The sequence below is a fragment of the Sedimentitalea sp. XS_ASV28 genome, assembly GCF_041224545.1.
Classification (GTDB): Bacteria; Pseudomonadota; Alphaproteobacteria; order Rhodobacterales; family Rhodobacteraceae; genus Sedimentitalea.
On sequence record NZ_JBGFGP010000150.1, the window covers coordinates 33,648 to 56,368 of the forward strand.

Consider the following 22,721-nt stretch of genomic DNA (forward strand, 5'->3'; position numbering starts at 1 on the left):
GGCCCCGATCTAGTCGCCAAATCGTTCCAGCGCCTCGCGGAACACGCCCGCATCGACATTGCCACCGGTTGCGACGGCGATCACCGTGTCCCCCTCGATCTCGTCGGCATGAAACAGCGCCGCCGCAAGCGCAACCGCGCCGCCGGGTTCCACCACGATCTTGAGCCGGGAAAACGCCAGCGCAACAGCGCGCAGCGCCTCGTCATCCGACACGACGAGGCCCGGACCGCAGAGGCGCCGCAGAATCGGAAAGGTGATCTGGCCCGGCTCGGGGGTCAGAATGGCATCGCAGCGCGATCCCGACATGCGGTCGTTGCGTTCTATTCTGCCGCTGGCGAGAGAGCGCGTCACATCGTCAAAACCGTCGGGTTCAACGGGGCGCGGGCGCAGACCGGGCGCGCGATCTGCGAGCGCCAGCGCGATGCCCGACGTCAGCCCACCGCCGCCGCAACAGATCAACACGTCGGCATCGCCTATGCCTTGTTCCGTTGCCTGTTCGGCGATTTCAAGGCCGGTGGTGCCTTGCCCGGCAATCACCTGCGGCTCATCAAACGGCTTGATCAGCGTCAGTCCGCGCTCGCTCGCAATCCGCGCGCCAATGGCATCGCGGTCTTCGCTGGCGCGGTCATAGAGCACGACCTCGGCCCCGAGGGCGCGGGTATTGTCGATCTTCATCCGGGGCGCGTCTGACGGCATGATGATCACCGCTGGCGTGTCGTGGCGTTTCGCAGCCAGCGCCACGCCCTGTGCGTGGTTGCCGCTGGAAAACGCGATGACGCCGCGCGCGCGTGTCTCCGGCGGCAGAGCCGACACCGCAGACCAGCCGCCGCGAAATTTGAAGCTGCCGGTATGCTGCAGGCACTCGGCCTTGACCAGCACCCGCTTGCCCGCGATCTCGTCGAGAAATGGTGACGACAGCAAAGGCGTGCGCCGGGCGTGGCCGCGCAACCGCATTTCAGCGTCCCGGATCATTTCTATCGTACTCATCTGGCGTCTCTCAGGATGTGGTTGATCAGGTCAAGACTCTCGGCTTCGTCAAGCAGCGGCACATGTCCACGGTTCGCGACCGTGACGGCGACAAGGCCGGGATGCCGGGCCTGCATCTCTGCAAGCGTGTCCGGTGAGAGAATATCGGAATTTTCGCCCCGCAATACGCCAACCGGCAACGGCTTCAGCGCATCGAACAGCGGCCACAGATCCGGCGGCGGGCCGGCCTGTGCCTGTTCGATCAGCGCATCACGCAGCCGCGCGTCGTAGCGCAGCGCCAGCCCCTCTGCGGTTTCGGCATATTGCGCCGCGGCCAGCCGCTGCCATGTCTCGGCGGCGAGACCCGGAAACTGCTGGCCCTGCGTCGCCGCCATCGCCTCGGCCGCTTCAGCCAGATTGCGGTAGGGTGGCGTGACGCCGACATATTGCATGATACGTTCGACGCCGCCGGGTGCGATAACAGGACCGACATCATTCAGGATCACTGCCGACAACCGGTCCGGATGTGCGGCTGCCAGGGCCATCGCGATCAGCCCGCCGCGCGAGGTGCCAAGCACGGTGACCTTGTCCAGTTTCAGATGCTCCAGCAACGCGATGACATCACTGGCTTCATGGGGAATGGAATAGGTGGCATGATCATCCGCATAATCCGATTGTCCGCGTCCGCGATAGTCCATCGCAATCATCCGGCAGGCCCCCATGTGCGGAGCGAGAAAATCGAAATCGCGCGTGTTGCGGGTCAGCCCGGGCAGACACAGGAGCGGTTGCCCGTCGCCGTTGTCTTCGTAATGCAGGCTCAGGCCATCGGGCGCGGCAAAGCGGCTCATTGCCCGCGGGCCAGATCGGGGATCGGGCGCAGGTCGCTCAGGACATGCGCCGGGGTCCATGGCAGGCGATCAACCGGCTCCGCCGCACGGTTGACCCAGGCGGTTTGAAATCCGTAACCGGTTGCACAGCCCGCGTCCCAGCCGTTGGAGGAAACAAAAAGCACCTCGGATTTCGCGCATCCGAACCGATCCTCGACCAGTTGATAGACCGACGCGGCGGGTTTGAAGATGCCGACGCTCTCGACGGACAGCACATCGTCCAGCACGTCACCGACACCTGCCGACTGCACCGCCCCGTCCAGCATCGCTGGCGAGCCGTTGGACAGGATCGCGGTCTGCATGCCCGCGTCTTTCAGCGCACGCAGCATTTCGGGCACTTCGGGATAGGCCTGCAATTCCAAGTAGAGATCGAGCAACCGCTGGCGCAGGGCGGGATCGGCGTCGAGCCCCGTCGCTTCGAGTGTCCAGTCCAGCCCGTTCTGCGTGACCTCCCAGAAATCGGTATGGGCATCCGCCACGGCACGCAGCCAGGTGTATTGCAACTGTTTGAGCCGCCAATGCGTCGCGACCTCGGCCCAGCGGTCGGCGAGCCCGGGAAAACGGCCCTCTTCGGCGGCCTGTCGTGCGGCGGCGGACACGTCAAACAGGGTGCCGTAGGCATCAAAAACGCAGGTGGTGATCGGCATCTGGTACTCCGTTTTGCGCGCAGGTTGTCACAGTTGCGGAGAGGGGGAAAGGGCGCCACGGATGATTTTCAGGCCGAACTCGTCTATGCTGCGCACATCCCAAATCGTGAGCGGCCAAATCTTGGAAGGAATACGTGATGTCCGAATTTCGCGGCGCTATCTGGTGGAACGAGTTGATGACGCATGATGTCGACCATGCACAGGCCTGGTATCGGCGCGTATGCGGATGGCGTTTCCGGACGATCCCGGCTGCGGATGGCGGTGACTACCATGTCGCCTATCTCGGGGCGCAACCGGTCGCGGGCATGCTCGATATCTCGCGGATGGCGCATCACGCGCAGACATCGGCGCGGTGGATTACGTATATGGCCGTAGATGATCTCGAAACCGCGTTGCATCAGGCCGAAGTCGGTGGTGGTCGGATCGCCCGCGCGCCGTTCGATGTGCCGAATGTCGGGCGCATTGCCATCGTGCATGACAGTGTCGGCGCGCCATTGGGCCTGATCGTTCCGGCATCGGCCGGCTGAGGCGTCGGTGGAGGGCGATACATCCGTCTATCAGGCGTTCAAACTCTGGCTGGAAGGGTATGTTCCGCTGGATCGCAACATTCTGCACTATCTCGTCGGGGCGATTCTTCTGGCGGGGGCGGCAATCTGGTCGCGCAGAGGATTGCGAGCTGCGCCTTTCCTGAGTGCCCTTGCGGCGGCGCTGGGCTGGGGGTGGCGATGGAACTGGCAGACCGACGTGATGACATCGCAAGTCTTGGCCACTGGCGCTGGCGGTCCAGCCTCGCGGATATCTGGCGTACCATCGCCTTGCCGTTGGCCGGCGTCTTGCTGCTGTGGTGGGGCAGGGGCCGGGCTGGCGGCAGCCGAAAATGACACCTGCCTATGACGGGCAAAAGGTGTTTCGGGCGCAGTTCGCCGCATGGAGCTACGCTAATGGCCGGATGCCGCGCGGCGCGCTTTGTGTACGCCGTGCCAAGCCGGACGTCGGAACTGTGACGTCAGAGATAGTCGGGCTGCGGCATGCCCAGGACGTGATATCCACCATCGACGCGGATGATTTCGCCGGTGGTGCAGGCCCCGGCCTCGGAGGCGAGGTAGACCGCGGTGCCGCCGACCGCTTCGAGTGTCGCATTGCTGCGCAGCGGGGCGTTCTGGTCGGTGTGCTTGTAGGTCTTGCGCGCGCCGCCGATGGCCGCACCGGCGAGCGTCTTCATCGGGCCCGGCGAAATCGCGTTCACCCGGATGCCGTCCGGCCCCAGATCGTTCGCGAGATAGCGGGTCGCCGATTCCAGCGCCGCCTTGGCCACGCCCATCACGTTGTAGTTCGGGGCGACGCGGTTGCTGCCCTGATAGGTCAGCGTCAGCAGGGTGCCACCGTTTTCGACCATCATGGGATGCGCCCGGCGGGCCACGTCGATAAAGGAATAGGCGCTGATATCGAGGGAATTCTTGAAATTCGCGCGGCTGGTATTGAGGAAACGTCCGGTCAGTTCGGACTTGTCCGAGAAGGCGATGGCGTGCACGACGAAATCGATCGTCGGCCAGCGCGCGGCGAGTTTCTCGAACGCGGCATCGAGCGAGGCATCATCAGTGACATCCACATCGACCATGAAGTCCGATCCGACCGACTCCGCCAGGGGTTCGAGCCGTTTGCCAAAAGCCTCGCCCTGGTAGGTAAAGGCAAGTTCTGCGCCGGCACCGTGCATCGCCTTGGCAATGCCCCATGCGATCGAGCGGTCGTTCGCGACACCCATGATCAGACCGCGTTTTCCTGCAAGTGCTTGTGTCATCTGCCGATCCTATTCCTTGAATTTCGACAGGATCATTGATCCGTTGGTGCCGCCGAAACCGAAACTGTTGGTCATCACGCTGTCCAGCCCGGCATTCTCGACGGTTTCGAGCGCGATCTCCGAGGCATTGAGGGCCGGATCGAGCGTTTCGACGTTGATCGAACGGGCGATGAAATCGTTGTCGAGCATCAGCAGGCTGAAGATCGCCTCAAGCGCACCCGCCGCGCCCTGTGCGTGGCCGGTCATCGACTTGGTCGAGCTGATCGGCGGGGTATTGCCCTCGCCGAATACGCGCCGGACGGCCTCGACCTCGCCGACATCGCCAACCGGGGTGCTGGTTCCGTGGGCATTGATATAGCCGACCGTGCGCCCCTCGGGCAGTGATTGCAGCGCCAGCCGCATCGCACGTTCACCGCCTTCGCCGGACGGTGCGACCATGTCATGTCCGTCGCTGGTCGCCGCGTATCCGGTTACTTCGGCATAGATTTTCGCGCCGCGCGCCCTGGCGTGTTCCAGCTCTTCCAGCACGACAATGCCGCCGCCGCCCGAAATCACGAACCCGTCGCGATTGGCGTCGAAGGCCCGGCTGGCGGTTTGCGGCGCGTCATTGTACTTGCTGCTCATCGCGCCCATGGCGTCGAACAGGCAGGACAGGGTCCAGTCCAGTTCCTCGCCACCGCCGGCAAACATCACGTCCTGCTTGCCCAGCATGATCTGCTCTGCCGCGTTGCCGATGCAATGCAGGCTGGTCGAGCAGGCCGAGGTGATGGAATAGTTGATGCCCTTGATCTTGTATGCCGTCGCGAGATTCGCCGAAATCGTCGAGGACATGCATTTGGGCACGGCAAAGGGTCCGATCCGCTTGGTCGCGCCGGTTTTCAGAACGGTCTGATGCGCCGTCAGCATGGCGCTGGTCGATGGTCCGCCGCTGCCCGCGACCAGACCGGTGCGCGGGTTCACGATGTCATCCTCGTCCAGCCCCGCATCGCTGATCGCTTCGTTCATCGCGATATAGGCATAGGCCGCACCGGGCCCCATGAAACGCAGGGTGCGCTTGTCCACATGGGCCGCGGGATCAATTTTCAGCGTTCCGGCCACCTGGCTGCGGAACCCGTGTTCGGCCATCTCGGGGCAGGCTTCGATCCCCGAGGTTCCGTTGCGCAACGAGGCAAGAACCTCGTCGGCATTGTTTCCGATGGACGAGACAATACCCAGCCCAGTGACTACGACGCGGCGCATCGGCGGTCTCCTATTTGGCAACCCCTATCGGGCAATCAGGCCTCGGCCGTGGCCAGGCCCACTTTCATGTCCTTGACCACATAAATCTCTTCACCGTCAGCCACAACCCGCCCGTCGGCCACACCCAGCTTGAGCTTGCGGTCGATGATCCGTGTCATGTCGACATAATAGGTCAGCATCTTGCGGTCGGGACGCACCATGCCCTTGAGCTTCACTTCGCCCACGCCCATCGCCATGCCGCGTCCCAGCATGCCGCGCCAGCCGAGGTTGAAACCGGTCAGTTGCCAGAGACCGTCAAGGCCAAGACAGCCGGGCATGATCGGATTGCCGGGAAAATGGCATTCAAAGAACCACAGGTCCGGTGTGATGTCGAATTCGGCGATCACATGGCCCTTGCCGTGGCTGCCGCCATCGGCACTGACCTCGGTGATACGGTCCATCATCAGCATGGGCGGTTCCGGCAGCTGGGCATTCCCCGGGCCGAAAAGCTCGCCACGCGCGCATTTCAGCAATCCTTCCTTGTCAAAGCTGCTGGGGTATTGAGCCATGCTGCTGCCTTTCCTCACAAATTCTGTTTTCCGGTCTATCACCGCGTTTGCACGGTCTGCAAGGGGACTGCTGACGCGTGAAACCGGCGCGGATGAAATAGGTGCGACTGAATTTCAATTGAAATTTGCCTGGTGCGCCCCTTATATAAGGCAAAGGTGAAGAAGCGGAACGTAGCCATGACCCCTAACGCAATCGGAAATGCTGCCACTTGGCTGGGAGAGGCCGGACTGCGTCCGACCCGTCAGCGCCTGGCGCTGGCCGAGTTGCTCGTGGGCGACGGCAAGCATCGCCATGTCACAGCCGAGAGCCTGTATGAAGCGGCGCAATCCACCGGTGCGGCGGTGTCGCTGGCGACTGTCTACAACACGCTGCGCACGTTTTGCGAGGTCGGGCTGCTTCAGGAAGTCACGGTGGACGGCTCGAAAAGCTATTTCGATACCAACACGCATGATCACCCGCATTTCTACTGGGAGGACGAGGGGCACCTGACCGATGCGCCTTCGGAGCAACTGGTGATCGCACGGGTGCCCGACGCGCCCAAGGGGGCCGAGATCGCGTCGGTTGATGTGGTCATCCGCCTGCGCAAGACGAGCTGATCGCGCTTTCCTGACTTCGAGGCTTGATCGTTTGGCGGGCTTCCGGATGCGCCCGCCACATTATTTCCGTCAGCCCGAGATCATCTCTGACTGACGCACGATGACTTCGGCCTGTTTGATCGATGCGATGTCGACCAGACGGCCCTTGTAGACGGTTGCGCCTTCGCCGTTGGCCTTGGCCTTTTCCATCGCGTCAAGGATCTCGCGGGCTTCGGCCACGGCTTCGTCCGACGGGGTGAAAACCTCGTTGGCAAGCGCGATCTGTTTCGGGTGGATGGCCCATTTGCCTACCATGCCCAATGTCGCGGAGCGTCGCGCCTGCGCGCGGAACCCGTCATCGTCGGAAAAGTCGCCAAAGGGGCCATCGACCGGCAGAACGCCGTGGGTCCGGCAGGCGGCGACAATTGCCGTGTGCGCCCAGTGCCAGGGATCGGACCAGTGCTTCTGGCCGTCGTGCAACATGTAGTAGTTTTCCTGAGTGCCGCCGATGCCGGTGGTCTGCATCCCCATCGAGGCGGCAAAATCCGCTGCGCCGAGGCTCATCGCGACCAGCCGGGGCGATGCGGCGGCAATCTCCTCGACATGGGCGATTCCCGCAGCGCTTTCGATGATGACCTCGAAATCGATCTTCCTGCTGCGGCCCTTGGCGGCTTCGATGGCAGTCACCAGCGCGTCAACGGCGTAGATGTCCGCAGCACAACCGACCTTGGGAATCATGATCTGATCGAGCCGTTCGCCGGCCTGTTCCAGCAGGTCGACAACATCGCGATACCACCAGGGCGTATCGAGTCCGTTGATGCGCACCGACAGCGTCTTTTTGCCCCAGTCGATGTCGGAAATCGCGGCGATGACATTGGCGCGTGCCATGTCCTTGTCGGTGGGGGCGACCGAGTCTTCGAGGTCGAGGTTGATCACGTCCGCCGCGCTGCCGGCCATCTTTTCGAACAATGCCGTGCGCGAGCCGGGGCCGAACAACTGGCAACGGTTGGGCCGGGCCGGGGCGGCGGGTTGTAGGCGAAAGCTCATGATCGGGCCTCTTGAGTAATAAGGTTGCGATTTTTTCGCCTCAGGAGGTATTAAATTGCGCTGCGCCGCGCAAGCGTAATTGTGCGGGTGCAGAAACTCTCACGTTCCGGCATTCGTCGATCCGGTGCCAGGCTTTCCCTGTGAAGGAATGGATCGCGGTTCCGTCGGTTTGCGTGGAAAATTGCAGGAAATCCTGTCTGGTTCGGAGGATCTCCCGAAAAGATCGGAATTATGCGTGGAAACCGCAGGCAATTCCGGACGCGTTGGTGAAATCTGTCGAAAAACATGAATCACCTTGAAGGAAGCCCGCCATGATCGAGACGCCGTACCTGCTTTTCCTCGGAGACGCCCCGGATCAACTTGCCGCGAAAGTGGCACAGGGGATCAAGGATTGGCGGCCGGAAAACGCCGTCGGCCAGATCAGGCTTGCCGGATGCCAGGCGGATGTCGGGCTGACCGACATGACCCTGCAAGAGGCGCGTGCCGCAGGGGCAAAAACCCTTGTCATCGGCGTGGCGAACCGGGGCGGCGTGATCAGCCCGGCGTGGAAAGAGGTGCTGATCGCGGCGCTCGAGATGGGGTATGATCTGGCATCAGGATTGCACAACCTGTTGCGGGACGAAGGCGATCTCGTGGCGGCCTCGCAAACCTTTGGCGGCACCTTGCACGATGTGCGGGTTCCGTCGGTCGGCTATCCGATTGCCAATGGCGTCAAACGTACGGGCAAACGGGTACTGGCGGTGGGCACGGATTGTTCAGTGGGCAAGATGTATACGGCGCTGGCGCTGGACGAATCGATGCGGCGCAAGGGCATGAAGAGCACCTTCCGCGCCACCGGTCAGACCGGCATCCTGATCACCGGCCATGGCGTACCGCTGGATGCGGTTGTCGCGGATTTCATGGCCGGGTCCATCGAGTATCTGACGCCGGACAACGACGACGATCACTGGGACATCATTGAGGGACAGGGCAGCCTGTTTCATGTCTCCTATTCCGGCGTGACGATGGCCCTGATCCATGGCGGGCAGCCCGATGCCCTGATCCTGAGCCACGAGCCGAGCCGCGCGCACATGCGCGGATTGCCGGGCTATGAATTGCCGTCGCTCGAGGCGCTGCGCGATACGGTGTTGCCGCTGGCGCGCGTGGCGAACCCGGCATGTCAGGTGGTCGGAATCTCGGTCAACACGCAGAGGATGGGAGATGACGAGGCGCTGAGCTATCTTGCCGGGGTCGAGGCGCGGATGGGTCTTCCCGCGGTTGATCCGTTCCGTCAGAGTGCCGACCGGCTGGCCGATGCGCTCGCGTCGATTTAGACGGTTTGCGTGGCTGCCGGCGGAGCCTCCGGCGGGAGTATTGTTGCAAAGATGAAGGAGCGGGCACGTGCAGATTGAAGTGACGCGCGATGTTTTCCGGTTGGCACAGGTGTTTACCATCAGTCGGGGGTCACGTTCGGAGGCGCGGGTGCTGACCTGTTCGGTCAGTGACGGAGCGGTGACGGGGCGCGGCGAATGTGTGCCGTATGCGCGCTATGACGAGACGCTGGACAGCGTGCAGCGGCAGATCGAGGACCTGCCGGAGCAGATCGACCGCGAGGCCTTGTACGAGATGCTGCCGGCGGGTGCGGCGCGGAACGCGGTGGATTGTGCGCTCTGGGATTTGGAAGCCAAGCGGGCGGGGCGGCGTGTTTGGTCGCTGGCCGGGCTCGATGCGCCGGGGCCCGAGATCACGGCCTATACCCTGTCGCTCGATACGCCAGAGGCGATGCGGGCGCAGGCCGCGCAGAATGCCCATCGGCCGTTGCTCAAGATCAAGCTGGGAACGCCCGACGACATGCCGCGGCTGGAGGCGGTGCGTGCGGGCGCGCCGGCGGCGCGGATCATCGTGGATGCGAACGAGGGGTGGTCTGCGGAGGTCTATGCCGATCTGGCGCCGTATCTGGTGAGGTTGGGCGTGGCCCTGGTCGAACAGCCGCTGCCCGCGGGGCAGGACGACGCCTTGCTGGGCATGGATCGCCCGGTGCCGGTCTGTGCGGACGAGAGCTGTCATGACCGGCGGAGCCTGGCCGGGCTTTCGGGCAAATACGATGTGGTCAACATCAAGCTCGATAAGACCGGCGGGCTGACCGAAGCGCTGCGCCTGCGTCAACAGGCGCTGGAAGCGGGCTATCGGGTGATGGTTGGCTGCATGGTCGGTTCTTCGCTGGCGATGGCGCCGGCGGTGCTGGTGGCGCAGGGTGCGATGATCACCGACCTTGACGGCCCGCTCCTGTTGGCCGAAGACAGGCGGGAACCTTTGATCTATGATGGCGCCGGGGTGCATCCTCCGCGCGCCGAACTGTGGGGATGACCATGCGTACCGTCTATGTAAACGGCGAATACCTGCCTGAAAACGAAGCGAAAGTCTCGATTTTTGATCGCGGTTTCCTGATGGCGGATGGTGTCTATGAAGTGACCAGCGTGCTGGACGGCAAGCTGATCGATTTCGACGGACATGCGGCGCGGCTGGAGCGGTCGCTGGGCGAGCTGGAGATGGCCAGCCCCGTTACCCGTGACGAACTTCTGGCGATTCATCGGGAACTGGTGTCGCGCAACGGAATCGATCAGGGCCTGATCTATTTGCAGATTACCCGGGGCGCGCCGGCGGACCGTGATTTCGCCTTTCCGGATCCGGATGAGACCCCGTCCTCCATCGTGCTTTTCACCCAGAACAAGCCCGACCTTGCCGGAAATCCCGTCGCGCGCAAGGGGATCCGGATCATCAGCATCGAGGATGTGCGGTGGGGGCGCCGCGACATAAAGACCGTGCAACTGCTCTATCCGAGCATGGGCAAGATGATGGCCAGGAAGGCCGGGGTCGATGATGCGTGGATGGTGCAGGACGGGTACGTGACCGAGGGGACCAGCAACAACGCCTATATCGTCAAGGACGGCAAGATCATCACCCGCGAGCGATCGAATGACATCCTGCACGGGATCACCCGCGCGGCGGTTCTGCGTTTTGCCGCAGAGGCCCAGATGCAGGTCGAAGAGCGCAACTTCACCGTGGCGGAGGCGCAGGCGGCGGATGAAGCCTTTATCACGTCCGCGAGCACCTTTGTCATGCCGGTCGTCGAGATCGACGGCACGCAAGTTGGTGACGGAACGCCCGGCCCGGTTGCGGCCCGGTTGCGGGAAATCTACCTTGAGGAAAGCCGCAAGGTGGCGCTCTAGGCGGTTGCCGTCGGATTCCGGTGCGTGACGTCAACGCGCTGGTGGCCGGGGCATGTTTCACGTCCGGATTGAAATAGCGTAAGCTATGCGCAAATGTCATCCGCCGGAGCCTGTTACATGATCGCAAACATCCTGTTCGTCCTGTTTTTGGCTGTCGTCGTCGTGCTGGCGCTGTCTGCATTTCGCACGCGTCGCATGGCGGCAGAGGCCGAGCGACTGGTGCCGCAGGCGGGCGAGATCATGCAGGTTGCGGGGGGCAGTGTGCATTATGTCGATCTTGGTCCCCGGGACGGTCAGCCGCTGGTGATGATTCACGGGTTGAGCGGGCAATTGCAGCATTTCACCTATGCGCTCGCGGGGCTGCTGATACAGAGCTACCGGGTGATCGTGGTGGACCGGCCGGGTTGCGGCTATTCCACGCGGGATTCTGATGATCTCGCGCATCCGAGTGAACAGGGGCGGATGATTGGCGAGATGCTCGACCGGCTGGGTGTCGAGCGCCCGGTTCTCGTGGGGCATTCGCTGGGCGGTGCGGTGTCGCTTGCGATGGCGATGGACAGGCCCGGACAGGTGGGCGCGCTGGCTTTGCTGTGCCCGGCGACACAATATGAAGAGGCGGTGCCCGAAGTGTTCAAGGGGCTTCTGGTGACATCCCCCTTCTTGCGTCGCCTGATCGGTGCGACCATCGCGGTTCCTCTGGCAGCGGCGACCAAGGACCGCGTGCTGGGGATCGTGTTTCATCCGGAGGCGGCCAGCGAAGATTTCATGATCGGTGCCGGGGCTGCACTGGGGTTGCGCCCCGGAGCGTTTGTCGCGGCATCGGCCGACGCAGTCGCTCTGAGGGCGGCGGGTAGGGCGCAAACGGCACGTTATGCCGATGAATTGCGGGTTCCCGGCGGCATCCTGTTCGGCGCGGCGGATTCGATCCTGTCGCCGACGGTGCACGGGCATGGCATGCAGGTTCACGGGCTGGACTTTGAAACGCTGCAAGGGCGGGGGCATATGATCCCGATGACTGCGCCGCAGGACTGTGCCGAGTTCATCATCCGGATGGCCGGCAAGACGGCAGAGGCAAATCCGGCCGCATGCGAAGCGCCTCAGGAGACCGCGACGAGGTGATTGTCCCAGGCGAGGTTGGATTTGCCGGTTGCGTGCATTTGCCGGTCGGTCAGTGACCACGTGCCGCCGAGCCCATCGGTCATCAGAAACCCGCCATCGCGATCGGTGGCAATGCCACAGGCGTCGGCGCGACGCTGCACCGATACCAGGCGTCCCGCACGATCAAACACCTGCACCCTGCCGCCCCGTGGAGAGGTGATCGCCACAAATGCGCCCGTGCCGTCAAATGCGACGCTGCCGGCATAGCCCTGCATCGCGATGGCATTTGCCAGATCGGCCTGTGCCAGCACGGCCGCCTCTCCGCGTCTATGCAGGCCCAGAAGTGGCGCGGATTCGGCGGGGTCGCCCTGCCATTGCATGGCAAAGGCCAGGGTTCCGTCGGGGCCGCTGGCAAGGTGGCGGATCGAGGCGTGATGCAGTTCCGGTGCAAGTTCCAGCTGTTCGACAAGCGCTCCGTCTGCGGACAGATAGCTCAGGTTCGGGCGCATGGTATCAAGGTTCAGCTTGTCGCGTCCGTGGGCCGGATGGGTGCGGATGCCGCCATTTGCCACTGCCAGCACATCATCGTCGAGGCGTAGAATGTCATGCGGTCCGATGCCGCCCGATGCGAAGCTTCCCACGCGGAGATAGCCCCGGCTGCGCGACCACAGCCCGATGCGCCCGGTGCCGCTGTCGATATGGTTTTCGGTTGTGCAGAGGATGTCTCCACCGGCGATATAGGTGCCGTGACCGTAGAAATGATGCCCCGCAGGTGCCGTCAGGCGGTGGATGATCTGGCCCTTGGCGCAATCGATCACCAGGGCAAAGGCACCGGGTCGGCGGGCAAAAGCGACAGCTTCGGCAATGCGGGGATGGGCGGCGGCAGCATGACCGCGTCCGGGCAAGGGAATACGAAAAAGCGGTTTGGATCGTCCCGACAATCCATGCAGGGCGAAGGCGCCGTCAGGTTCACGCGCGGCGGCCAGATAGGCGGGTGCCCCGATGTCGGCCCATGTAAGGCCGGGCAAGGTGGCTGCGGCAAGCGCCGTGGTCAGGAAGCGCCGGCGGTTCTGCATGTCCTAGTCTCCGTCGGCGGAATTGAACCCGGCGCGGACGCCAAGGGCGGGGCCGATCTCCTGCTGGACGGCGTCGCTGATGGCGCGCACACGCTGCTGCAGGGCTTCGACGCGGAGCCGGCCCTGAACCGTCGTGACATCGGCAAAAGCGGGGTCGGGGCGCTCGGCAGCCGCCAGTGCCTCTGCAAAGGCGGCATCGGTACGGGGTGTCGGTGCGTCCGACAGCGTTTGCGCCAGATCCTGCAAGGCGGTCAGCGAAAGCGTCACATTGCGCAGCGAGCGCGCGGACCGGCGTGCCTCCGCACGATTGGGGCGGGGACGATCGGCACTGCCCATCGGACGGCCCAGCCGTTGATCGGCGGTGAACTCCAACCCGGTCAAGAGCGCTGTATACAGGGTCTGCGTCGCTTCGTCCGCGCTCAGATAGGTGTCATTGTCGGGCGCGCCGGCGGTTTGCAGGCGTTTCGCGTGGTCCTCTCGCCATTCCGTGTCGATACTCGCCCCCGTGCGGGCAAGGTCGGTTGCAATGGCGCGGACCAGACCGCACCGGTAATCCTCTTCCGTATAGTCGGCGAGCGCGGGATCGTAGAGCAGCCGCTCCAGCGCAAAAAGGCCACGTCCGGCAACCGAGACCTGGGCAAACTCCTCGGGATCATTCGCCGCCGGGTCCTGGTCGGCGATCAGGGCTGCGACGGTCTTCTGGACCAGCCCGCGCGTATCCGGCCAGAATGCAATGCCAAGGGCGCGGCCATCCGCCTCGATCGGTCCGAAGGCGAGATGACTGATGCCCAGCCAGGCATCAAAGGTCGCATTCCAGGGCGCGCGCAGCGCTTCGGCGCGACAGTCGGCCCCGGCGGATTTCGCCAGCGTGTCGGTGGCTTGGGAAAATGCGGCGGTGCCGGGCAGAATATGGGCCTCCACCACCTCGGCAGGTCCGGCAAGGGCGGCTGCGGGAATCATGGCGACCAGGGCGAAGACCGGGGCAAGACGCATTACAGGCTCTCCAGATAGCGGATCAGGGCATCGCGATCCTGTTTGGGCATGTCGACCACGGCATCGCGGGCGGCCTGGGCTTCGCCGCCATGCCAGAGGATCGCTTCGAGCAGGCTGCGTGCGCGACCGTCATGCAGCAGGAACGTATGGCCACTTACCGTCCTGGTCATGCCGATACCCCAAAGCGGCGCGGTGCGCCATTCGCGCCCGTTGGCGCGCCCTTCCGGGCGGTTGTCGGCCAGGCCGTCGCCCATGTCGTGCAGCAGCAGATCGGAATAGGGCCAAATCAGTTGAAAGCTCTGCTCGGGTTGATCGACAAGCCTGTTCGTCACGAATTTCGGGGTATGACAGGCGGCGCATCCCACGACAAAAAACTGCTCTTTTCCACGTAAAACCTGCGGATCACCCTCGTTCCTGCGCGCCGGCACCGCGAGGTTTCGGGAGTAGAATGTAACGAGATCCAGCCCTTCGCCGTCGATTTCCGTTACCCGGTCGTCGCCATCGCCATGCGGACCTGCAAGGCAACCGGTCTGCGCGCCCGTGCAGTCGCCGGCCGGGGCCGGGAACAGCGGGCTTGAAATTCCGATGTCCCCTGAAAAGGCGGCGGCGGATTGTTCCTCGACGGTCGGTGCCCCGGCTTTCCAGCCGAAACGGCCCAACATCGGTTGATTGAACGCGGTTGACCAGACGATCTGGGCTTTGCCCGAAATACCGTCGCCGTCGAGGTCATCGGGATCGGCGGCGGCGAGAATATCTGCTGTGGGAATGGCTTCGAGCAAGCCAAGGCCAAGCATCTGGGGGGCCACCCGGGGGCTGAGCATCGCACCCTCGGACAAGGGACCATATCCGAGCTCGGCGGCGCGATAGGTCGGCGCGCGCAGGAACGCGGTTTCGCCATCCGACAGCGGCACCTCGATCTCTTCATAGCTGATGTCGAGCCGGTATTCCGCAGGATGCCCGGCGACGCCGAAATCCTGCATCTGGCCGCCATAGACCGGATCGGGGCGCGTGCGCGCGACATCATCGCCAAGCTGGCGCATATAGGTTTCGATTGCCGACAGTGCGTCATCCGGCGTGGCCGGGACCGAGATTCGCAGGAACATCGACACCGCGTCGTCCTCCGGGCCGTTTGGGGGATGCCCCCGTCCGTCCTTGAGGTGGCAGCGCTGGCAGGACCGGGCGTTGTAGAGCGGCCCGAGCCCGTCAGACCCCAGAGTCGACGAGGGGGACGAGACCCAGAGCTTGCGGAACAGCCCATTGCCGACCTTGAACTGCAATTCGCGTTCAAAGCTGATATTGGCGGATGGTTGGGAAAACGCGTTGCTGTCATTGCGGGCACGCACGGTGGCGGCACCGGCGGGTCGGGCTTCGAACGGCTCGGCTGTGCCGAAATCCGTGGGCATAGCGGTTATTTTCGCGATGCGGGCCGCTTCGGCACTGGTTCGGGGAACGATGTCGAGATGCGGATCGCCTATTTCCGGGAATGGCTCGGCGCAGAGCATTGTCGATGCCAGAGCAGCGGCAAACGCGGTGATGGGCAGCGCGATGTCCCGGATCTTGCTCATTCTGTTCCTGTCCTGATCGGGTCTGTCGGGCCCGTTAACAAAAAGGCATCGCGAAACGATGCCTTTTCAATCTTACGCTGGTGCGGGAGGCGACGCGAGATTGCGCAACCCGCGTGAGACAATTTATCCCTCTGCCTCGTCCGCTGGTTTGGCGTTGAGCAGGGCATATCCCTGTTCGCCGAGCGACGTGTGCAGATCCAGCTGTGTCTCGAGAAAGTCGATATGGCCTTCTTCATCCGCGATCAGTTCTTCGAACAGCCCCTTGCTGACGTAATCGGAAACGCTTTCGCAATGATCACGTGCCTCGATATAAAGCGTCCGCGCTTCGTGCTCCGCCGCCAGGTCCGCTTCGAGGGTTTCCTTGAGGTTCTGACCGATCCGCAAGGAGTCGAGCTTTTGCAGGTTCGGATGGCCTTCGAGGAAGATGATACGTTCGATCAGCTTGTCCGCATGGTGCATCTCTTCGATGCTCTCCGCGCGAGACTTGTCGGCAATCCGTCCAAAACCCCAGTCTTCCTGAAGACGGTAGTGCAGCCAGTATTGACTGACCGCCGTCAACTCGCTGCGTAGCGCCTTGTTAAGGTATTCAATTACCTTTTTGTCGCCTTTCATCGGAAATGTCCTTGTGCAGATGCGCGGTCAACCCGCGCAATTCCATTGGGACTCCGATTGTGTCACAGGACTTCATGGTGTCAAGGAACACCGGCAGACAGCCACCACATTCCGCGCGCTTGCCAAGCGCGCGGTAGATTTTCCCGGGGGTGATGATTGTCTCGGGATCCGATGCGCGCATCCAGTCGACGGCGCTGCGAATCTCGTGATCGGTGATCGCGTTGCAATGACAGACAATCATGGCTTTTACCCCCCGAAGGATGAACTCACTGGAAAACCGCGTCCGGATTATCGAGGCTGTCAGAGCCTTCAAACCCGATTTCGTCCAGGTCGAGCGTGGTGACCACGCGCTCGATCGAGCGTGTCTGCGCGACCAGCGCATTCACCGCGGCCATGACAATTGCCTCGCCGCGGGCATTGCCGCGCGCCAGCATCATGTCATAGCTGAGACCGGTTTCGGCAGCGGTGCGCAGCAGGCCGAGTTCGGTCATGGTATTGTCAAGACTCTCGCGGAGTTCGGTGTCGACGCTGCTGTCGATATCCGACACCAGGTCCGAAAGGGACGGGCCGGATACGACACCGCCGCCAACCCGTTCGTATTCGCCGAGATAGACATTGCGAATGCCGAGACCGTCGTAATAGTGGCTCATGTGGGTGTTGTCGGAAAAGCAGTCATGCTCTTCCTCCGGATCGTTCAGCATCAGACCGAGCTTCATCCGCTCCCCGGCCAGTTCGCCATAGCTGAGGCTGCCCATGCCGGTCAGGATGGCCTTGATGCCCGCATCGTGATCCGACAGCAAAGTGGTTCGCCCGTCACCGGCCTCGCCCCATTGCGCGGTCATCCATTCAAGATCGCTCACCAGCAGATCGGTTGCGGCCTCGAGATAGGCGGCGCGGCGGTCGCAGTTTCCGTTGGTGCAGGCGTCACCCGATGCGTAATCGGTCCAGGGGCGGTTGCCCGCGCCCGGATCGGTTCCATTGAGATCCTGCCCCCAGAGCAGGAACTCGATCGCGTGATAGCCTGTGGCGACATTGGCTTCGATCTCGTCGGCCTCGTGCAGCGTGGACTCGAGCAGTTCGGGCGTGATTTCAGTCGCGTCGATCTCTTCGCCGGACAGCGTGAACGCGGGATTGGCGATGACATTCAGCCCGGCATAGGCATTTTCGTCGGTCGCACCGCCATAGGACGGATCGACATAGTCGATCAGACCTTCGTCCAGCGGCCAGGCATTTACCTTGCCTTCCCAGTCATCGACGATGGCGTTGCCGAACCGGAAGGCTTCGGTTTGCTGATAGGGTACGCGCGCGGCCACCCATGCGGCGCGGGCGGCGTCGAGTGTCTCGGCCGACGGATTGGCGATCAGAGCATCCACGGCAGCTTGCAGCGCACGTGCGGTGACAAGGCTGTCTCCATAGGCCGCCTCGGCAATATTGGCATAGGTGTCGAGCACCTCGGCCTTGGTTGCGGCAAGGGCAGGCAGGCTTGTCAGGGCTGTGGCAGCCAGGACTGGCAGAAAGAGACGTTTCATATGGATTGCTCCGTTAGTGCAAATGTCGTGAGTGGGATTGGGTCGTATCGGGTAGTTCGGTCGCCATGCTGCGCGAGATCTGCAACAGCACCGGACCGAGGTTGCTGGCGAGTTGGACCGCATGCCAGGCCGCGCCGCCCGACAACAGCGTCGTGGCGAACAACAGCGCATCGTCCCGATCCTGGGTCGCGGCGGCAGTGATCATATGCGCAAACGCGCTTTCGTGACCGCCAAAGCAGCGGCAGTTCAGCCCGTGCCGCATCAAGGGGCAGCGACCGCATCGCAGCATCATGCGCAAGAGGGTGTTGAAATCCTCGTAGATCAGATCGCCCTCGTCGGGGCCGAGCACGCGGCGGAAATCATCAATCATCTGCGCCTTGCCCGGACCCCCGTCACACCACGCCCGGAGATAGAGAATCGCCATGCGCTCCATCGGCGGCAATTCCTGCATCTGACCGACCGGCGCGGCGCCTCGGGAGGGGACGAAGTGCTGGCTCATTTGGTCAGGATCAGCTTGCCAGCGCGCGTGATGCGCAATGAATACACCTGACCGTCGAGTACCAGCAGCGCCTGATCACCGCCATTGGTGAGCGAGCGCACGTCGTAACCCGGCGTTTCCGTGAGCGCGTTGATGTCGATCATCTTGGGGGTCGAAGCGGTGCTGTTCATTGCTTTACCTCCTCGCGGCGGCGGACCTGTTCCACCAGAGCGATATCGGCATCCAGGGTTTCCGATGCGACTTGCAGCACATCCGGCCAGGATGCTGCGGCCAGGTGCTGGGTGTGTTGCGGTGCGTATTGGTCCCCGGACGCGGGACGCAAAGGTGCCGGATATGTCATCAACATTCCTTTCATTGCTCAGGGTCCGGGCTGCCCTGAACGAACAGGGTGGCTGGGGTTGACCATATTTCTGACTAAAATGCTGGGATTTGTAAACCCGATTCTTTTGATCGGAATTTCTTCGGGTCGATTTTCTCCCCGGTTTCAGACGGTTCACGAGATGGGTCCGCCCTTGTATGAAGGGCTGTCCGGAATCTCGTCTTGCAGGAGCGGACAAGGCCAACTAAAAGAATCAACATTATGCGCCGTCGGTTCCGCCGGCCATCCAGCCATGGGCATGCCCTAGCCAGACGTCATCAGAAATCACGATAAAGACAGAGGTGAACATGGCACTCGATGGCATCCCCACGCCCGAGGAAATCCGGCAAGCAGAAGCGGACAACCCCAAGACCCGTGAACGGGACCTTGCCGAGAGTCTCGGCATTTCCGAGGCGGAACTCGTTGCCGCACGCGTGGGGCGCGGCGCGACCCGCCTTGAGGCGCACCCGGACGGGATCATGGCTGCGGCCTGTGAACTGGGTGAAGTGATGGCGCTGACCCGCAACCGGTCGGTCGTTCATGAAAAGACCGGGGTCTATGCCAATTACCATTCGGGCGTGCATGCGTCGATGATCCTGAACGATGAAATCGACCTGCGGATTTTTCCCAAGCACTGGAACCATGCCTATGCGGTCGAAAAACCGACCGATGCAGGTCTGCGCCGCAGTATTCAGGTGTTCGACGCCGCCGGCGATGCGGTTCACAAGATCTTTCTGCGCGAACGGTCCGATCTCGACGCCTGGGCACGGGCGGTCGAGCAACTGCGGCATGCGGAACAGACCGAAATCCTGTCGGTCGCTGCGCGTCCGCCGGTCGAGGCCGCGCGATCAAACCCGGCAAAGCTCGATGTATTGCGTCAGGAATGGGCGCGCCTTACCGACACCCACCAGTTTCTGACCCTGACCGCGCGGTTGCGGATGAACCGTCTCGGTGCCTATCGCATTGCGGGCGCGCCCTTTGTGCGGCAGCTTGAGCCTGGCGCGGTCGTGGACATGTTGCAGGCGGTACAAGCCGAGGGCATCGGCATCATGGTGTTTGTCGGCAATCGTGGATGCATTCAGATTCATTCCGGACCCATCCAGACGCTGCGGCCGATGGGTCCGTGGCAGAACGTGCTGGACGCGGGGTTCAGCCTGCACCTGCGCCAGGATCACGTGGCCGAGGTCTGGGCGGTGGACAAGCCGACCAAGCGGGGACCGGCTGTATCGGTCGAGGCGTTCGACGCAGAGGGAGGCCTGATTTTCCAGATCTTTGCGGTCGGCAAGGAAGGCAACGATGATCGCCCTGCCTGGCGCGAGATTGTTGCGGGCCTGCCGGATCTGAGCAGAGAGACCGTCTGATGCGGTGGCAAACGGGCCATTGCCTCTGGGCGGCGGCGCTGCTCGCTTTCGTATCGGGTGCGGTGCAGGCCGGGGATGGAAATGTGGTCTCCGCCGGAGGCTCGATCACCGAGATCGTCTATGCACTTGGCGAGCAGGACCGGTTGATCGCGCGCGATACCACGTCGACCTTTCCCGAAGAGGCGCAGAAATTGCCCAACGTGGGATATGTGCGCGCCCTGTCGCCCGAAGGTGTTCTGGCTCTCAGGCCGGGTCTGATCCTCGCGGAAGCCGACGCGGGCCCTCCCGAGACGCTTGATCTGTTGCGCGATTCGGGGGTCCCGCTGGTGCTGATCCCGGATGTGCCGACAACCGACGGGATCACCGCCAAGATCCGCGCGGTCGGCGACGCGTTGGGAGCGACAGAACCGGCCGACCAGTTGGCGCAGCAGGTTGCCGCTCAGATGCAGCTGGTTGCCGAGCGCGCCGCTGGCGTTCCCGAGGAGTCGCGCAAACGGGTGTTGTTCGTGCTCAGCCTTCAGGGGGGACGTATCCTTGCCGCTGGGCAGGAGACCGAGGCCTCGTCGGTGATCGAGCTTGCCGGGGCGGTAAACGCCATGAACGGGTTCACGGGCTACAAACCGGTGAGCGAAGAGGCCGTGATCGCCGCCGCGCCGGATATTATCCTGATGATGAACCGGGGCAGCGCAGGAATGGCGGATGACGCCGCCATCCTCGCGGTTCCGGCGCTTGCCGCGACGCCCGCTGGCAAGGACAATTCGCTGATCCGGATGGATGGACAGTACCTGCTCGGGTTCGGGCCACGCACGGCGCAGGCGGTCACGGAACTGGCCGAGAGAATCTACGGTCCAACCGGATCATGACCACCGTGATGGCCGCCGACGCGGATGTGATCCACGACCGCCGCAGCCGGGCGCGAAGACTGGGGCTGCTGCTGGCGATGCTCCTGATCTGCATGGCGACGGCCAGCCTCGCGATGGGGGCGGCGGGCACGTCGCTGTGGTATGCGTTGATCGATCTGGCGCAGGGACGGACCCTCGTGCCGGTGGATCACGCCGTCCTTTGGCAGATTCGACTGCCCCGGACGGTGATGGCCATCTTTGTCGGTGCGGCCCTCGCCGTCTCGGGGGCGGTGCTTCAGGGGTTGTTTCGCAATCCGTTGGCGGATCCCGGTCTGGTCGGCGTCAGTTCCGGCGCCGGGCTGGGCGCGATCGTCGCAATCGTGCTCGGAGCGGCGCTGCCGGCCGGCCTCACAGGCCTGGCCGGACCGCATCTGGTGCCGTTGGCGGCATTCTCCGGCAGCTGGATCACGATTATCGTTCTTTATCGGATTTCGACGCGGGGCGGGCAGACATCGGTCGCGACCATGCTTCTGGGCGGTATCGCGATCGGGGCCATCACGGCGGCAGGGTCCGGGCTGATGATATATCTCGCGGATGACCAGCAATTGCGCGATCTCAACTTCTGGCAGCTTGGCTCGTTGTCCGGTTCGACCTGGCAACGGGTCATGGTCGCCGCGCCGATCATTCTGGTGGCTTTGATGGCGTCGCCGTTTCTTGCGCGGGGGTTGAACGCCCTGGCTCTGGGCGAGGCGCCGGCGGCGCATCTGGGGATCCCGGTGCAGCGCCTCAAGACCATGGCGGTGCTGGTGGTTGCCGCGGCGACGGGGGCGGCGGTCGCCGTGTCCGGCGGCATCGGCTTTGTCGGGATCGTGGTGCCGCATCTGCTGCGATTGGCCTCTGGTCCAGATCACAACACATTGCTGCCGAACGCGGCACTGCTGGGCGCGAGCCTGTTGCTGGCGGCGGATATTCTGGCGCGGATCGTGATCGCGCCTGCGGAACTTCCCATCGGAATTGTGACCGCTATCCTTGGTGCCCCCGTATTCCTGTGGATCCTGTTGCAGCGGCGCAAGGATCTGATGCTGTGATGTTCGAGGGGCGGGGCATATCCGTGACCTTCGGCCGGCGGCGGATCCTGTTCGATGTCGATTTCACCGCAACTGCCGGTGCCATCACCGCGATTGTCGGACCGAACGGGTCGGGCAAGACAACGCTGTTGCGGGCGTTCTGCGATGAAATTCCGCATGACGGCGAGGTTCGGATCAACGGGCGGGATATCGCGACCTGCGACGCGGCAGAGCTGGCCACGATCCGGGCGGTCCTGCCGCAATCGGTCATGCTTGCCTTTCCCTTCACCGTGTCCGAGGTCGTGCATCTGGCGCAGGCGTCGCGTGCAGCACGGCCTTGCGCGGACCTGCCGCGACGTGCGTTGGCTGCGGTGGGCCTGGCGGGCTATGGTGCGCGCAGATACCAGGACCTGTCAGGGGGCGAACAGCAACGTGTGCAATTGGCGCGGGTGCTTGTTCAGGTGTGGGAGCCCGTGGTCAATGGCGTTCCCCGCTGGCTTTTGCTGGACGAACCGGTGGCCAGTCTGGATATCGGGCACCAGTTGATGGTGATGCGGCTGGCCCAGGATTTTGCCGCCCGCGGCGGCGGCGTCATCGCGGTGATGCACGATCTGAACCTGACTGCGATGTTTGCCGACAAGGTCGTGCTGATGCGGCTCGGGCGGGTTGCCGCCGCCGGCCGCGTGGGTGACGTGTTCAACGACGACACGCTGTCGTCGGCTTACGGCCCGGCACTGCGCGTCAATAGCACGCCGACGGATGGCAGCCTGTTCATCCTGCCCCACAGCGCCGCCTGACCGCACA

27 protein-coding genes are annotated in these 22,721 nt (G+C 63.3%); 11 read left to right on the plus strand and 16 right to left on the minus strand.

The genetic code is table 11. From position 1 onward, the window contains the following. Positions 1–9: 9 nt before the first annotated feature. The 3 genes from AB9K34_RS15455 to AB9K34_RS15465 are packed head-to-tail and all read right to left on the minus strand — an operon-like array spanning position 10 to position 2,500. Positions 10–987: a threonine/serine dehydratase gene (locus tag AB9K34_RS15455; protein ID WP_369955325.1), complete on the minus strand. Its 978-nt coding sequence runs from the start codon at positions 985–987 to the stop codon at positions 10–12. Continuing rightward, positions 984–1,814 (minus strand): alpha/beta fold hydrolase, encoded by an 831-nt coding sequence (locus AB9K34_RS15460; RefSeq protein ID WP_369955326.1) that lies wholly within the window; start codon positions 1,812–1,814, stop codon positions 984–986. Before AB9K34_RS15460 ends, AB9K34_RS15455 begins: the two co-directional genes overlap by 4 nt. Continuing rightward, positions 1,811–2,500 (minus strand): haloacid dehalogenase type II, encoded by a 690-nt coding sequence (locus tag AB9K34_RS15465; protein ID WP_369955327.1) that lies wholly within the window; start codon positions 2,498–2,500, stop codon positions 1,811–1,813. Before AB9K34_RS15465 ends, AB9K34_RS15460 begins: the two co-directional genes overlap by 4 nt. A gap of 137 nt (positions 2,501–2,637) precedes the next feature. Between AB9K34_RS15465 and AB9K34_RS15470 the strand changes: the two genes are divergently transcribed. Further along, positions 2,638–3,027: a VOC family protein gene (locus tag AB9K34_RS15470; protein WP_369955328.1), complete on the plus strand. Its 390-nt coding sequence runs from the start codon at positions 2,638–2,640 to the stop codon at positions 3,025–3,027. Between the two features lie 198 nt (positions 3,028–3,225). Continuing rightward, positions 3,226–3,381: a hypothetical protein gene (locus tag AB9K34_RS15475; protein ID WP_369955329.1), complete on the plus strand. Its 156-nt coding sequence runs from the start codon at positions 3,226–3,228 to the stop codon at positions 3,379–3,381. Between the two features lie 125 nt (positions 3,382–3,506). Here AB9K34_RS15475 and AB9K34_RS15480 read toward each other — a convergent pair whose 3' ends face one another. From AB9K34_RS15480 to fabA, 3 genes are read right to left on the minus strand one after another with little or no spacing between them, the layout of a single operon-like run. Then, the gene (locus AB9K34_RS15480) at positions 3,507–4,298 is read right to left on the minus strand and encodes an enoyl-ACP reductase (RefSeq protein WP_369955330.1); all 792 of its coding nucleotides are present in this window, start codon (positions 4,296–4,298) and stop codon (positions 3,507–3,509) included. A 9-nt stretch (positions 4,299–4,307) separates the two neighbouring features. Beyond that, entirely contained in the window at positions 4,308–5,537 is a 1,230-nt protein-coding gene (gene fabB / locus AB9K34_RS15485) for a beta-ketoacyl-ACP synthase I (RefSeq protein WP_369955331.1), read from the minus strand. A gap of 35 nt (positions 5,538–5,572) precedes the next feature. Next, on the minus strand, positions 5,573–6,085 hold the full coding sequence (gene fabA / locus AB9K34_RS15490) for a bifunctional 3-hydroxydecanoyl-ACP dehydratase/trans-2-decenoyl-ACP isomerase (protein WP_369955332.1): 513 nt from the start codon (positions 6,083–6,085) through the stop codon (positions 5,573–5,575). Positions 6,086–6,262: 177 nt separating this feature from the next. On the opposite strand from fabA, the gene irr reads away from it, so the two are divergent. Next, positions 6,263–6,682: a Fur family transcriptional regulator Irr gene (gene irr, locus AB9K34_RS15495; protein ID WP_369955333.1), complete on the plus strand. Its 420-nt coding sequence runs from the start codon at positions 6,263–6,265 to the stop codon at positions 6,680–6,682. Between the two features lie 69 nt (positions 6,683–6,751). Here irr and AB9K34_RS15500 read toward each other — a convergent pair whose 3' ends face one another. Then, on the minus strand, positions 6,752–7,708 hold the full coding sequence (locus AB9K34_RS15500) for an L-malyl-CoA/beta-methylmalyl-CoA lyase (protein ID WP_369955334.1): 957 nt from the start codon (positions 7,706–7,708) through the stop codon (positions 6,752–6,754). 311 nt (positions 7,709–8,019) lie between these two features. Between AB9K34_RS15500 and dgcN the strand changes: the two genes are divergently transcribed. From dgcN to AB9K34_RS15520, 4 genes are all read left to right on the plus strand, one after another. Further along, on the plus strand, positions 8,020–9,021 hold the full coding sequence (dgcN, locus tag AB9K34_RS15505; protein ID WP_369955335.1) for an N-acetyltransferase DgcN: 1,002 nt from the start codon (positions 8,020–8,022) through the stop codon (positions 9,019–9,021). Positions 9,022–9,088: 67 nt separating this feature from the next. Further along, positions 9,089–10,054 carry an N-acetyl-D-Glu racemase DgcA gene (dgcA, locus tag AB9K34_RS15510; protein WP_369955336.1) on the plus strand — a complete coding sequence of 322 codons (966 nt, stop codon included), beginning with the start codon at positions 9,089–9,091 and terminating at the stop codon, positions 10,052–10,054. A gap of 2 nt (positions 10,055–10,056) precedes the next feature. After that, on the plus strand, positions 10,057–10,917 hold the full coding sequence (locus tag AB9K34_RS15515) for a D-amino-acid transaminase (RefSeq protein ID WP_369955337.1): 861 nt from the start codon (positions 10,057–10,059) through the stop codon (positions 10,915–10,917). A 117-nt stretch (positions 10,918–11,034) separates the two neighbouring features. Beyond that, complete coding sequence (locus AB9K34_RS15520) at positions 11,035–12,036, plus strand: alpha/beta fold hydrolase (RefSeq protein ID WP_369955338.1); 1,002 nt, start codon at positions 11,035–11,037, stop codon at positions 12,034–12,036. Here AB9K34_RS15520 and AB9K34_RS15525 read toward each other — a convergent pair. The 9 genes from AB9K34_RS15525 to AB9K34_RS15565 form a co-directional block, all read right to left on the minus strand. Continuing rightward, positions 12,015–13,091, minus strand: coding sequence for a DUF1513 domain-containing protein (locus AB9K34_RS15525; RefSeq protein ID WP_369955339.1), 1,077 nt, complete (start codon positions 13,089–13,091; stop codon positions 12,015–12,017). The two genes, AB9K34_RS15520 and AB9K34_RS15525, sit on opposite strands and share 22 nt — an antisense overlap. Before the next feature lie 3 nt (positions 13,092–13,094). Beyond that, positions 13,095–14,084, minus strand: coding sequence for an imelysin family protein (locus tag AB9K34_RS15530; protein ID WP_369955340.1), 990 nt, complete (start codon positions 14,082–14,084; stop codon positions 13,095–13,097). Further along, positions 14,084–15,649, minus strand: coding sequence for a di-heme oxidoredictase family protein (locus AB9K34_RS15535; RefSeq protein WP_369955341.1), 1,566 nt, complete (start codon positions 15,647–15,649; stop codon positions 14,084–14,086). Before AB9K34_RS15535 ends, AB9K34_RS15530 begins: the two co-directional genes overlap by 1 nt. Positions 15,650–15,772: 123 nt before the next feature. Next, the gene (bfr, locus tag AB9K34_RS15540) at positions 15,773–16,261 is read right to left on the minus strand and encodes a bacterioferritin (RefSeq protein WP_369955342.1); all 489 of its coding nucleotides are present in this window, start codon (positions 16,259–16,261) and stop codon (positions 15,773–15,775) included. Continuing rightward, complete coding sequence (locus AB9K34_RS15545) at positions 16,236–16,502, minus strand: bacterioferritin-associated ferredoxin (protein WP_369955343.1); 267 nt, start codon at positions 16,500–16,502, stop codon at positions 16,236–16,238. The genes bfr and AB9K34_RS15545 overlap by 26 nt, the downstream gene beginning before the upstream one ends. Before the next feature lie 25 nt (positions 16,503–16,527). Continuing rightward, the gene (locus AB9K34_RS15550; RefSeq protein WP_369955344.1) at positions 16,528–17,790 is read right to left on the minus strand and encodes an imelysin family protein; all 1,263 of its coding nucleotides are present in this window, start codon (positions 17,788–17,790) and stop codon (positions 16,528–16,530) included. A gap of 13 nt (positions 17,791–17,803) precedes the next feature. Beyond that, positions 17,804–18,289 carry a hypothetical protein gene (locus tag AB9K34_RS15555; protein WP_369955345.1) on the minus strand — a complete coding sequence of 162 codons (486 nt, stop codon included), beginning with the start codon at positions 18,287–18,289 and terminating at the stop codon, positions 17,804–17,806. Continuing rightward, positions 18,286–18,432 carry a hemin uptake protein HemP gene (gene hemP, locus AB9K34_RS15560; RefSeq protein ID WP_316773851.1) on the minus strand — a complete coding sequence of 49 codons (147 nt, stop codon included), beginning with the start codon at positions 18,430–18,432 and terminating at the stop codon, positions 18,286–18,288. The genes AB9K34_RS15555 and hemP overlap by 4 nt, the downstream gene beginning before the upstream one ends. Before the next feature lie 23 nt (positions 18,433–18,455). Further along, positions 18,456–18,629: a hypothetical protein gene (locus AB9K34_RS15565; protein ID WP_369955346.1), complete on the minus strand. Its 174-nt coding sequence runs from the start codon at positions 18,627–18,629 to the stop codon at positions 18,456–18,458. A 326-nt stretch (positions 18,630–18,955) separates the two neighbouring features. Here AB9K34_RS15565 and AB9K34_RS15570 point away from each other — a divergent pair, with 326 nt between their 5' ends. The 4 genes from AB9K34_RS15570 to AB9K34_RS15585 are packed head-to-tail and all read left to right on the plus strand — an operon-like array spanning position 18,956 to position 22,714. Next, complete coding sequence (locus tag AB9K34_RS15570) at positions 18,956–20,008, plus strand: hemin-degrading factor (RefSeq protein ID WP_369955347.1); 1,053 nt, start codon at positions 18,956–18,958, stop codon at positions 20,006–20,008. Then, positions 20,008–20,871: a hemin ABC transporter substrate-binding protein gene (locus tag AB9K34_RS15575; RefSeq protein ID WP_369955348.1), complete on the plus strand. Its 864-nt coding sequence runs from the start codon at positions 20,008–20,010 to the stop codon at positions 20,869–20,871. Before AB9K34_RS15570 ends, AB9K34_RS15575 begins: the two co-directional genes overlap by 1 nt. Then, on the plus strand, positions 20,868–21,938 hold the full coding sequence (locus AB9K34_RS15580; RefSeq protein WP_369955349.1) for a FecCD family ABC transporter permease: 1,071 nt from the start codon (positions 20,868–20,870) through the stop codon (positions 21,936–21,938). Before AB9K34_RS15575 ends, AB9K34_RS15580 begins: the two co-directional genes overlap by 4 nt. Continuing rightward, a complete protein-coding gene (locus AB9K34_RS15585; protein ID WP_369955350.1) occupies positions 21,938–22,714 on the plus strand; it encodes a heme ABC transporter ATP-binding protein in 777 nt (258 codons plus the stop codon). The genes AB9K34_RS15580 and AB9K34_RS15585 overlap by 1 nt, the downstream gene beginning before the upstream one ends. Positions 22,715–22,721: the final 7 nt, after the last annotated feature.

What these genes read in the sequence shown, in the direction of transcription:
- hemP (WP_316773851.1), bottom strand. Translation starts at nt 18,432, where the DNA reads ATGATCGACATCAACGCGCTCACGGAAACGCCGGGTTACGACGTGCGC.
- AB9K34_RS15530 (WP_369955340.1), bottom strand. Translation starts at nt 14,084, where the DNA reads ATGCGTCTTGCCCCGGTCTTCGCCCTGGTCGCCATGATTCCCGCAGCC.
- AB9K34_RS15465 (WP_369955327.1), bottom strand. Translation starts at nt 2,500, where the DNA reads ATGCCGATCACCACCTGCGTTTTTGATGCCTACGGCACCCTGTTTGAC.
- AB9K34_RS15580 (WP_369955349.1), top strand. Translation starts at nt 20,868, where the DNA reads ATGACCACCGTGATGGCCGCCGACGCGGATGTGATCCACGACCGCCGC.
- AB9K34_RS15555 (WP_369955345.1), bottom strand. Translation starts at nt 18,289, where the DNA reads ATGAGCCAGCACTTCGTCCCCTCCCGAGGCGCCGCGCCGGTCGGTCAG.
- AB9K34_RS15525 (WP_369955339.1), bottom strand. Translation starts at nt 13,091, where the DNA reads ATGCAGAACCGCCGGCGCTTCCTGACCACGGCGCTTGCCGCAGCCACC.
- AB9K34_RS15565 (WP_369955346.1), bottom strand. Translation starts at nt 18,629, where the DNA reads ATGACATATCCGGCACCTTTGCGTCCCGCGTCCGGGGACCAATACGCA.
- dgcN (WP_369955335.1), top strand. Translation starts at nt 8,020, where the DNA reads ATGATCGAGACGCCGTACCTGCTTTTCCTCGGAGACGCCCCGGATCAA.
- irr (WP_369955333.1), top strand. Translation starts at nt 6,263, where the DNA reads ATGACCCCTAACGCAATCGGAAATGCTGCCACTTGGCTGGGAGAGGCC.
- AB9K34_RS15585 (WP_369955350.1), top strand. Translation starts at nt 21,938, where the DNA reads ATGTTCGAGGGGCGGGGCATATCCGTGACCTTCGGCCGGCGGCGGATC.
- AB9K34_RS15535 (WP_369955341.1), bottom strand. Translation starts at nt 15,649, where the DNA reads ATGAGCAAGATCCGGGACATCGCGCTGCCCATCACCGCGTTTGCCGCT.
- AB9K34_RS15575 (WP_369955348.1), top strand. Translation starts at nt 20,008, where the DNA reads ATGCGGTGGCAAACGGGCCATTGCCTCTGGGCGGCGGCGCTGCTCGCT.
- AB9K34_RS15515 (WP_369955337.1), top strand. Translation starts at nt 10,057, where the DNA reads ATGCGTACCGTCTATGTAAACGGCGAATACCTGCCTGAAAACGAAGCG.
- AB9K34_RS15480 (WP_369955330.1), bottom strand. Translation starts at nt 4,298, where the DNA reads ATGACACAAGCACTTGCAGGAAAACGCGGTCTGATCATGGGTGTCGCG.
- AB9K34_RS15570 (WP_369955347.1), top strand. Translation starts at nt 18,956, where the DNA reads ATGGCACTCGATGGCATCCCCACGCCCGAGGAAATCCGGCAAGCAGAA.
- AB9K34_RS15460 (WP_369955326.1), bottom strand. Translation starts at nt 1,814, where the DNA reads ATGAGCCGCTTTGCCGCGCCCGATGGCCTGAGCCTGCATTACGAAGAC.
- AB9K34_RS15545 (WP_369955343.1), bottom strand. Translation starts at nt 16,502, where the DNA reads ATGATTGTCTGTCATTGCAACGCGATCACCGATCACGAGATTCGCAGC.
- AB9K34_RS15500 (WP_369955334.1), bottom strand. Translation starts at nt 7,708, where the DNA reads ATGAGCTTTCGCCTACAACCCGCCGCCCCGGCCCGGCCCAACCGTTGC.
- bfr (WP_369955342.1), bottom strand. Translation starts at nt 16,261, where the DNA reads ATGAAAGGCGACAAAAAGGTAATTGAATACCTTAACAAGGCGCTACGC.
- fabB (WP_369955331.1), bottom strand. Translation starts at nt 5,537, where the DNA reads ATGCGCCGCGTCGTAGTCACTGGGCTGGGTATTGTCTCGTCCATCGGA.
- fabA (WP_369955332.1), bottom strand. Translation starts at nt 6,085, where the DNA reads ATGGCTCAATACCCCAGCAGCTTTGACAAGGAAGGATTGCTGAAATGC.
- AB9K34_RS15455 (WP_369955325.1), bottom strand. Translation starts at nt 987, where the DNA reads ATGAGTACGATAGAAATGATCCGGGACGCTGAAATGCGGTTGCGCGGC.
- AB9K34_RS15550 (WP_369955344.1), bottom strand. Translation starts at nt 17,790, where the DNA reads ATGAAACGTCTCTTTCTGCCAGTCCTGGCTGCCACAGCCCTGACAAGC.
- AB9K34_RS15470 (WP_369955328.1), top strand. Translation starts at nt 2,638, where the DNA reads ATGTCCGAATTTCGCGGCGCTATCTGGTGGAACGAGTTGATGACGCAT.
- AB9K34_RS15520 (WP_369955338.1), top strand. Translation starts at nt 11,035, where the DNA reads ATGATCGCAAACATCCTGTTCGTCCTGTTTTTGGCTGTCGTCGTCGTG.
- AB9K34_RS15475 (WP_369955329.1), top strand. Translation starts at nt 3,226, where the DNA reads ATGGAACTGGCAGACCGACGTGATGACATCGCAAGTCTTGGCCACTGG.